The sequence below is a fragment of the Polaromonas sp. genome (assembly GCF_030682935.1).
Lineage (GTDB): Bacteria > Pseudomonadota > Gammaproteobacteria > Burkholderiales > Burkholderiaceae_C > Polaromonas.
The window spans coordinates 24,188-30,408 of sequence record NZ_JAUXNA010000353.1 but is presented as its reverse complement, the minus strand read 5'-3'; the positions used below and the strand labels follow the sequence as shown (position 1 = coordinate 30,408).

Sequence of the window (6,221 nt, the reverse complement as noted above, 5' to 3'; positions counted from 1 at the left end):
TGCAAAAGGAAGTGATTGACCGCATGGTGGCCGCGCCGTCGACCAGCGACTATGGCCGGCTCAGCGTGATGCTGCAATGGCGTTACGCCATGGAGAACGTGTTGTTTGTGCCGCCGCAAAGCTTTGATCCCCCGCCGCGCGTCAACAGTGCGGTGGTGCGCATGGTGCCGCGTGCCGATCCGGTGGCGCTCGATGTCAAGCAGCTCAGCGAACTGGTGCGGGTGGCGTTCAGCCAGCGCCGCAAACTGCTGCGCCACACGCTGGGCCAGTGGCTCACGGCGCGTGACTTTGCCGGGTCGTTTGATGTGCAGCGGCGCGCCGAAGAAGTGCCGGTGGCCGAATACCTGGCGCTGGCGCAGCAGGTGGCGGCCAGCCCGGATAGCTTGTAAAAAATAGCTGCCTGCGCCCGCGCAACAGGGGCCAGCGCACGAGTTGGTCATAAAAAAGCCCGCTGTGATAAGCGGGCTTTTTAAATTTCAAACTGAAGCGCGGGTGTCAGGCTGCGGTGAGCCAGTATGCCGCATTGAAGGGGCTGCTCATGCGCAGCGCCATCGGCGAGATGTCTATCAGTTTGTCAGTAGGCATAGGCTCATCGCCTTCTGAAACTACTTGCAGGGCCTCATTCGCCCGATCCCCTTGGCCAATGTCTGGGGAGCGGGCTACAGAAAAGAATAGAAGCATCTGAACGGGATCTTGCGATCCGCCCAGTAGTCCGCGGCATCCCTGAAGATGTCGAGCAATTGCTCGCGCGCTTCCTTGTCAAATTTGGCATGCGCCGGAATCTGCTCCAGCACGACGATAAAACCGGGCTGCGGGCCTGACTTGTGGACCAGGTCCGTCATGCAGTCGTACAGCGCATCGAAGTTCTTGCCGAAATGCGCCGGGAAGGTGTACTGCGCCGCAATCATGTCCAGAACTTCCTGCTTGTTCTGGGCGTTGCCCAGGTTGGCATACAGGAAGTGCTGGTTCAGCTGCGTGGCGGCGTCCTGCAGTTCAGGCACGCGGAAGGCGCGGATGGACTGCACGATGTTGGGCCGCACGCCGCGAAGAGGCGTTTCGTCCGGCTTGCGCAGGGGCGAGTCTTCATTTTTACGAAGGAGCGCTTCGCCATGCTTGCGCAGTGGCGTTTCGTGGTCCTTACGAAGTGGTGTATCCATCTCCGCTTCTCTTTCTCTTAAGTCAAAACTCAAAATAACAACCACAGTTCAATTTACTGAACGATTCTGCGAAAACTCGCATAGTGATCGTCGGTGTAATAACAGGCATCGGGGGCAGCGGGTTTGAAACCACCACAGACAATGCGCCGGGCGCCCCGGCTACGCTCACCGGGCGTTCTGACGGTGTATTCGCGGTAAAAACCGCGCTGGCTGATGGGGAGAATTCGCTCCCGGTTGCCAAACACCACGCCGTCTTTCTCGTGCCGGAACGGCCCACCCTGGTAAATCAGTGTCAACATGCTGCGTCCCTGCGGGGGCAACTGAGCAACTGCAACCATGCCCACCGCGTTCCCGAAAAACGGGCCTTTGGCGTGCACTGCGCTGGGACTCAAACTGCTCAGGCTGGCCGACAAGACCAGCAGCACAGCCATTCCGGCTGTGCGCCAACGTTTCCACCCCTTGCGCAACATGAAAATCCCTTTCTTGAATCCAGCGTTAAGCGGCCAATTTCTCGGGTTAACCCTTAAATTTCAAGAGGGGTAGTTTGCCGCATGTGGGCTAAAAAAACAAGTGCTTGCTGAAAATTTAAGCACGAGGTGTAGGGAGATAAGGGCCGGGCAAGTTAGCACTTGCTGCCCTTATTCGGCCTATCTGCTCGCGTTGGCGTCCGCGACGGTGAGTGCTGTCATGTTGACAATGCGGCGCACGGTGGCCGTGGAGGTCAAAATATGCATGGGCTTGTTGGCCCCCAGCAGCACCGGGCCAATGGCGATGTTGCCACCGGCTGCGACCTTGAGCAGATTGTAGGAAATGTTGGCGGCATCAATGTTGGGCAACACCAGCAAGTTGGCTTCGCCCGCCAGCGTGCTGTTGGGCATCATGGCAGCGCGGGCCTCGGCGTCCAGCGCGACATCGCCGTGCATTTCCCCGTCGACTTCGAGCCAGGGGGATTTTTCCCGCAGCAACTCCAGCACGCGGCGCATCTTCAGGGCGCTCGGCTGGTTGGACGAGCCGAAGTTGGAGTGCGAGAGCAAAGCCGCCTTCGGCTTGATGCCAAAGCGCAGCATTTCCTCGGCGGCCATGGTGGTGATTTCCGCCAGCTGCTCGGCCGTCGGGTCGTAATTGACATGGGTGTCGAGCAGGAAGACCTGGCGTCCCGGCAGCAGCAGGCCGTTCATGCAGGCGTAGGTGTTCACGCCTTCGCGCTTGCCGATGACCTGGTCCAGGTAGTCCAGGTGGTGGGCCGTCGTGCCCCAGGTGCCGCAAATCAGGCCATCGACATCGCCTTTGTGCAGCAGCATGCCGGCGATCAGCGTGAGGCGGCGGCGCATTTCAATCTTGGCCATCTGCACGGTTACGCCGCGGCGTTCCATCATGCGGTGATAGGTCTGCCAGAAGTCGCGGTAGCGGTGGTCTTGCTCGACATTGACCACGTCGTAGTCGAGTTCTTCTTTCAGGCGCAGGCCAAATTTTTCAATGCGCTGGGCAATGATGGCGGGTCGGCCGATCAGGGTTGGCCGCGCCAGGCCTTCGTCCACCACGATCTGGCAGGCACGCAGCACGCGCTCTTCTTCGCCCTCGGCATAGGCCACGCGTTTGCGGGCCGCCGATTTGGCCGCCGCGAAAATCGGCTTCATGAGCGTGCCGGACGCATAGACAAAACTTTGCAGCCGCTCGCGGTAGGCGTCCATGTCCTGCACGGGCCGCAGGGCCACGCCGCTGTCGGCCGCCGCCTGGGCCACGGCGGGGGCAATCTTCATCATCAGGCGCGGGTCGAACGGCTTGGGGATCAGGTAGTCGGGCCCGAACGCCAGTTGCTCACCGGCATAGGCCGCCGCCACCACTTCGCTTTGTTCGGCCTGGGCCAGCTCGGCAATCGCGTGCACGGCGGCAATTTCCATCTCGATGGTGATGGTCGAGGCACCGGCGTCCAGCGCACCCCGGAAAATGTAGGGGAAGCACAGAACGTTGTTGACCTGGTTCGGGTAGTCCGCGCGACCGGTCGCCATGATGGCGTCATCACGCACTGCTTTGACGTCTTCGGGGGTGATTTCCGGGTTCGGGTTGGCCAGCGCAAAAATGATGGGGCGGGCCGCCATGGCCTTGACCATGTCCTTTTTTAGCACGCCACCCGCAGACAGGCCCAGGAAGATGTCGGCGCCCTCGATGATTTCGCCCAGTGTGCGCGCCGACGTATGTTGCGCAAACTGGATCTTGTCTTCGTCCATCAGCTCGGTGCGGCCCTCATAGACCACACCGGCCAGGTCGGTCACATAAATGTTCTCGCGCGGAATGCCGAGCTTGAGCAGCAGCTTCAGGCAGGCCAGTGCCGCGGCGCCCGCGCCGGAGGTCACGAGTTTGACTTTTGTCAGGTCCTTGCCGACCACTTTCAGGGCGTTCAGGATCGCCGCGCCCACCGTGATGGCCGTGCCATGCTGGTCGTCGTGGAACACCGGGATCTTCATGCGCTTGCGCAGCTCGCGTTCGACATAAAAGCAGTCGGGCGCCTTGATGTCTTCGAGGTTGATGGCGCCAAAGGTGGGCTCCAGCGAGGCAATGATGTCGACCAGCCTGGCCGGGTCTTTTTCGTCGATCTCGATGTCAAACACATCCACGCCGGCGAACTTCTTGAACAGCACCGCCTTGCCCTCCATGACCGGCTTGGAGGCCAGCGGGCCGATGTCGCCCAGGCCCAGCACCGCAGTGCCGTTGGTCACCACCGCGACCAGGTTGCCGCGGCTGGTGTACTTGAACACCGCGTTCGGGTCCTTGACAATTTCCTCGCAGGGCGCCGCCACACCGGGCGAGTAGGCCAGGGACAGGTCGCGCTGGTTGGTCAGTTGCTTGGTCGCGGCGATGGCCAGTTTGCCTGGCGTGGGAAATTCATGGTATTCAAGCGCAGCGCGGTGCAGCTCGGCACGCTTTTCTTCACGGTTGTCGGGCGTTATGGCGGTGGGGGTGGGCATAAAAAGTCTCCAGCAAAACGGTCGGGGTGGCCGCCAATGGGTTGCAAGTTTTTGGATTGTAGGCCGTTGACAGGGCCACCCTGCTAGGTGAATCTACGCAAAACAGGTGCTGGGCTTTTGACTTTTTCGCAGGGAGTTGATGCCTGGTAAGGGGCGAAATCGACGGTCGGTGCCGCGTGCGCGTATGGGAACCGACCTTCGCCGTCGGCGGGGGCGGCTCCCTGATGTCAGCGGGCCACGCCCGGCAGGCGTGCCAGCCGCTCTGGCTGTTCCCTCAATGCCTGCGGATGTGGCTCGACGATGGATGGCATCCAAGCTTTCCAGCAGTTCGTCGAGCAGCAACAGCCTCGGGGGGGTAAGCACCAGCGCGCATCAAGGCGCCACCGCCATGAAGAGCAGGCCGGCGCGCAAAAAAAAGCGGCACCCGAAGGTGCCGCTGTGCGGGGTCAAGCGCTGACGCGGGCGGCTATTACGCGGCTTTTACAGCGGCGGACGACACGGCGTTGAGGTTGGACTCGACCGTTTGCGCCGCCTGCTTGGCGGCCTTTTGAGCCGATTCCAGCGCGTTGTGGCTGGCATCCAGGGTATTTTTGAACAGGGCCACGGCAGCCTCGGAACCGGCCGGTGCGTTCTTCAGCGAGCTTTCCACGAAGGACGTCACGGCTTTTTGGGATTCTGCGGCCCTGGATTCAAACGCTTTGGTGAACTCGGCACCGGTGCCCGACACGATTTCATAAAAGTGGCGGCCATAAGACGCTGATTTTTCGGCCAGGGGCTGGGCCAGGCCGGACTGCAGCGTGACAAACGCCTGCGGATCCTTGGCGCTGCTCAGGGCTTGCAGGTTGGCCAGCGATTCGGCCATGACGGCCTTGCCAGCGGCCAGGTTCAGTTCCACCAGCTTTTCAAAGCCGGCGAAGGCTTTGTGCGACAGGCCGGCAAAGGCATCCACGCTGGTTTTTTGGGTGGCGATGAATTGTTCGGCGGTAAAGTTCATGGTGAGCTCCTTGCTGGTGGTTGAAAATGTTGCAGTGCAGCAATTAAACCACCATGAGGCAGCGCTGGCAAGGGGGGCGCGGCGCGGTGCCCGCCATTAGGGAGCACACCCCAACTTCCGATGACGCCGCCGGGATCGCCGGATGCGGTCGCCTGGCCGGCGTGAACGGTCAGGCCCCAAGCAGCGCGCAATAGGCCTGGCGCGTGTCGGGCGCCACCGACGCCAGCACTTGCTCGTACGTGGTTTTGTGGCGGAGCAGCATCCGCGCGGAGGCGACGGCTTTGGACTTGCAGAACCAGTGGCAGCTGTGCTGCATCAAAAACAGCTCGGCGGAAAGGGCGAAGGCCTTGCCCTTGGGCGTGCGCTCAAGGCCATTCTGTGCAGCCTGGGTGATGCCCTGCGCATGGATGCTCAAGACCTTGCGCAGGTCAAAGGTCGCGCCGGGAAATAGCTTGTCAGCAAACGGGATAGACACGGGGAGCCGGCTCACGCGCGCCTGCAGCGCATCCACCTTGGAAAACTCCGCGGCAAAGCGGCTGAACTGGTCACACAATTTCAGCTCGGAGCTGTCCAGCAGCTGCCAGATCTGTTCGCGGCGCACTGGGTCGTTTTCCGCCAGCGCCCGCAGGTAACCCTCGGTCAGGGTTTCCATCAGTTTTTCAATCTGGTAGTTCCCCAGATGGCTGCCCAGCAAGGCAATGCGCCTGCGCTCGTCTTTTGATTTGAGCGTGTAAGCCCCGGTGGCGATCAACATCGCCAGAACAAAAATTTCCATGACTCCTTCGGGTTGGCTGTGGTTTGAGGTGCTTCCAAGTGTAGTCACCTCATCGCCACCAGGAACGCGCCCCCGCAGCCCGATGTTCCAGCCATCAGCGTCGCCCGGAAAATCGGTTCTGCGCAAACGCCAGCGCGGCTTCAATCATCTGGCGCAGGGGATGCTGCATGCCCGCCGCGCGCTCGGGCAGGTGGTCAAACGGCAGCGCCTCCTGCATGTAGCTGCACTGCATCATTTCGTAGGGCTGCCGGATCGCATCGCCCCGTTGGTGGATCTCGTGCGCACTCGGTAGCTGGCCCGCCGTGTAAATGGGCATCTTGCGAAGGTAT

The 6,221-nt window shown here is 61.3% G+C and carries 7 protein-coding genes; 1 reads left to right on the top strand and 6 read right to left on the bottom strand.

Translation table 11 applies throughout. The annotated features are described in order from the left end of the window. Positions 1–389 (top strand): rRNA adenine dimethyltransferase family protein (locus tag Q8K05_RS16575; RefSeq protein WP_305247716.1); only part of this gene is annotated, 389 nt, incomplete at its 5' end. 270 nt (positions 390–659) lie between these two features. Here the strand turns inward: Q8K05_RS16575 and Q8K05_RS16570 are convergent. The 6 genes from Q8K05_RS16570 to Q8K05_RS18910 all read right to left on the bottom strand — a co-directional run bounded on the left by Q8K05_RS16570 (position 660) and on the right by Q8K05_RS18910 (position 6,208). Further along, the gene (locus Q8K05_RS16570) at positions 660–1,157 is read right to left on the bottom strand and encodes a barstar family protein (RefSeq protein WP_305247715.1); all 498 of its coding nucleotides are present in this window, start codon (positions 1,155–1,157) and stop codon (positions 660–662) included. A gap of 53 nt (positions 1,158–1,210) precedes the next feature. Then, complete coding sequence (locus Q8K05_RS16565) at positions 1,211–1,627, bottom strand: ribonuclease domain-containing protein (protein WP_305247714.1); 417 nt, start codon at positions 1,625–1,627, stop codon at positions 1,211–1,213. A 177-nt stretch (positions 1,628–1,804) separates the two neighbouring features. Further along, positions 1,805–4,123, bottom strand: a complete 2,319-nt coding sequence (locus tag Q8K05_RS16560) for an NADP-dependent malic enzyme (RefSeq protein ID WP_305247713.1) — start codon at positions 4,121–4,123, stop codon at positions 1,805–1,807. A 469-nt stretch (positions 4,124–4,592) separates the two neighbouring features. Further along, positions 4,593–5,117 (bottom strand): phasin family protein, encoded by a 525-nt coding sequence (locus Q8K05_RS16555; RefSeq protein ID WP_305247712.1) that lies wholly within the window; start codon positions 5,115–5,117, stop codon positions 4,593–4,595. A 169-nt stretch (positions 5,118–5,286) separates the two neighbouring features. Further along, positions 5,287–5,892: a hypothetical protein gene (locus Q8K05_RS16550; protein WP_305247711.1), complete on the bottom strand. Its 606-nt coding sequence runs from the start codon at positions 5,890–5,892 to the stop codon at positions 5,287–5,289. Between the two features lie 94 nt (positions 5,893–5,986). Further along, positions 5,987–6,208 carry a hypothetical protein gene (locus Q8K05_RS18910; RefSeq protein ID WP_370868885.1) on the bottom strand — a complete coding sequence of 74 codons (222 nt, stop codon included), beginning with the start codon at positions 6,206–6,208 and terminating at the stop codon, positions 5,987–5,989. Positions 6,209–6,221: the final 13 nt, after the last annotated feature.

What these genes read in the sequence shown, in the direction of transcription:
- Q8K05_RS16550 (WP_305247711.1), bottom strand. Translation starts at nt 5,892, where the DNA reads ATGGAAATTTTTGTTCTGGCGATGTTGATCGCCACCGGGGCTTACACG.
- Q8K05_RS16570 (WP_305247715.1), bottom strand. Translation starts at nt 1,157, where the DNA reads ATGGATACACCACTTCGTAAGGACCACGAAACGCCACTGCGCAAGCAT.
- Q8K05_RS16565 (WP_305247714.1), bottom strand. Translation starts at nt 1,627, where the DNA reads ATGTTGCGCAAGGGGTGGAAACGTTGGCGCACAGCCGGAATGGCTGTG.
- Q8K05_RS18910 (WP_370868885.1), bottom strand. Translation starts at nt 6,208, where the DNA reads ATGCCCATTTACACGGCGGGCCAGCTACCGAGTGCGCACGAGATCCAC.
- Q8K05_RS16560 (WP_305247713.1), bottom strand. Translation starts at nt 4,123, where the DNA reads ATGCCCACCCCCACCGCCATAACGCCCGACAACCGTGAAGAAAAGCGT.
- Q8K05_RS16555 (WP_305247712.1), bottom strand. Translation starts at nt 5,117, where the DNA reads ATGAACTTTACCGCCGAACAATTCATCGCCACCCAAAAAACCAGCGTG.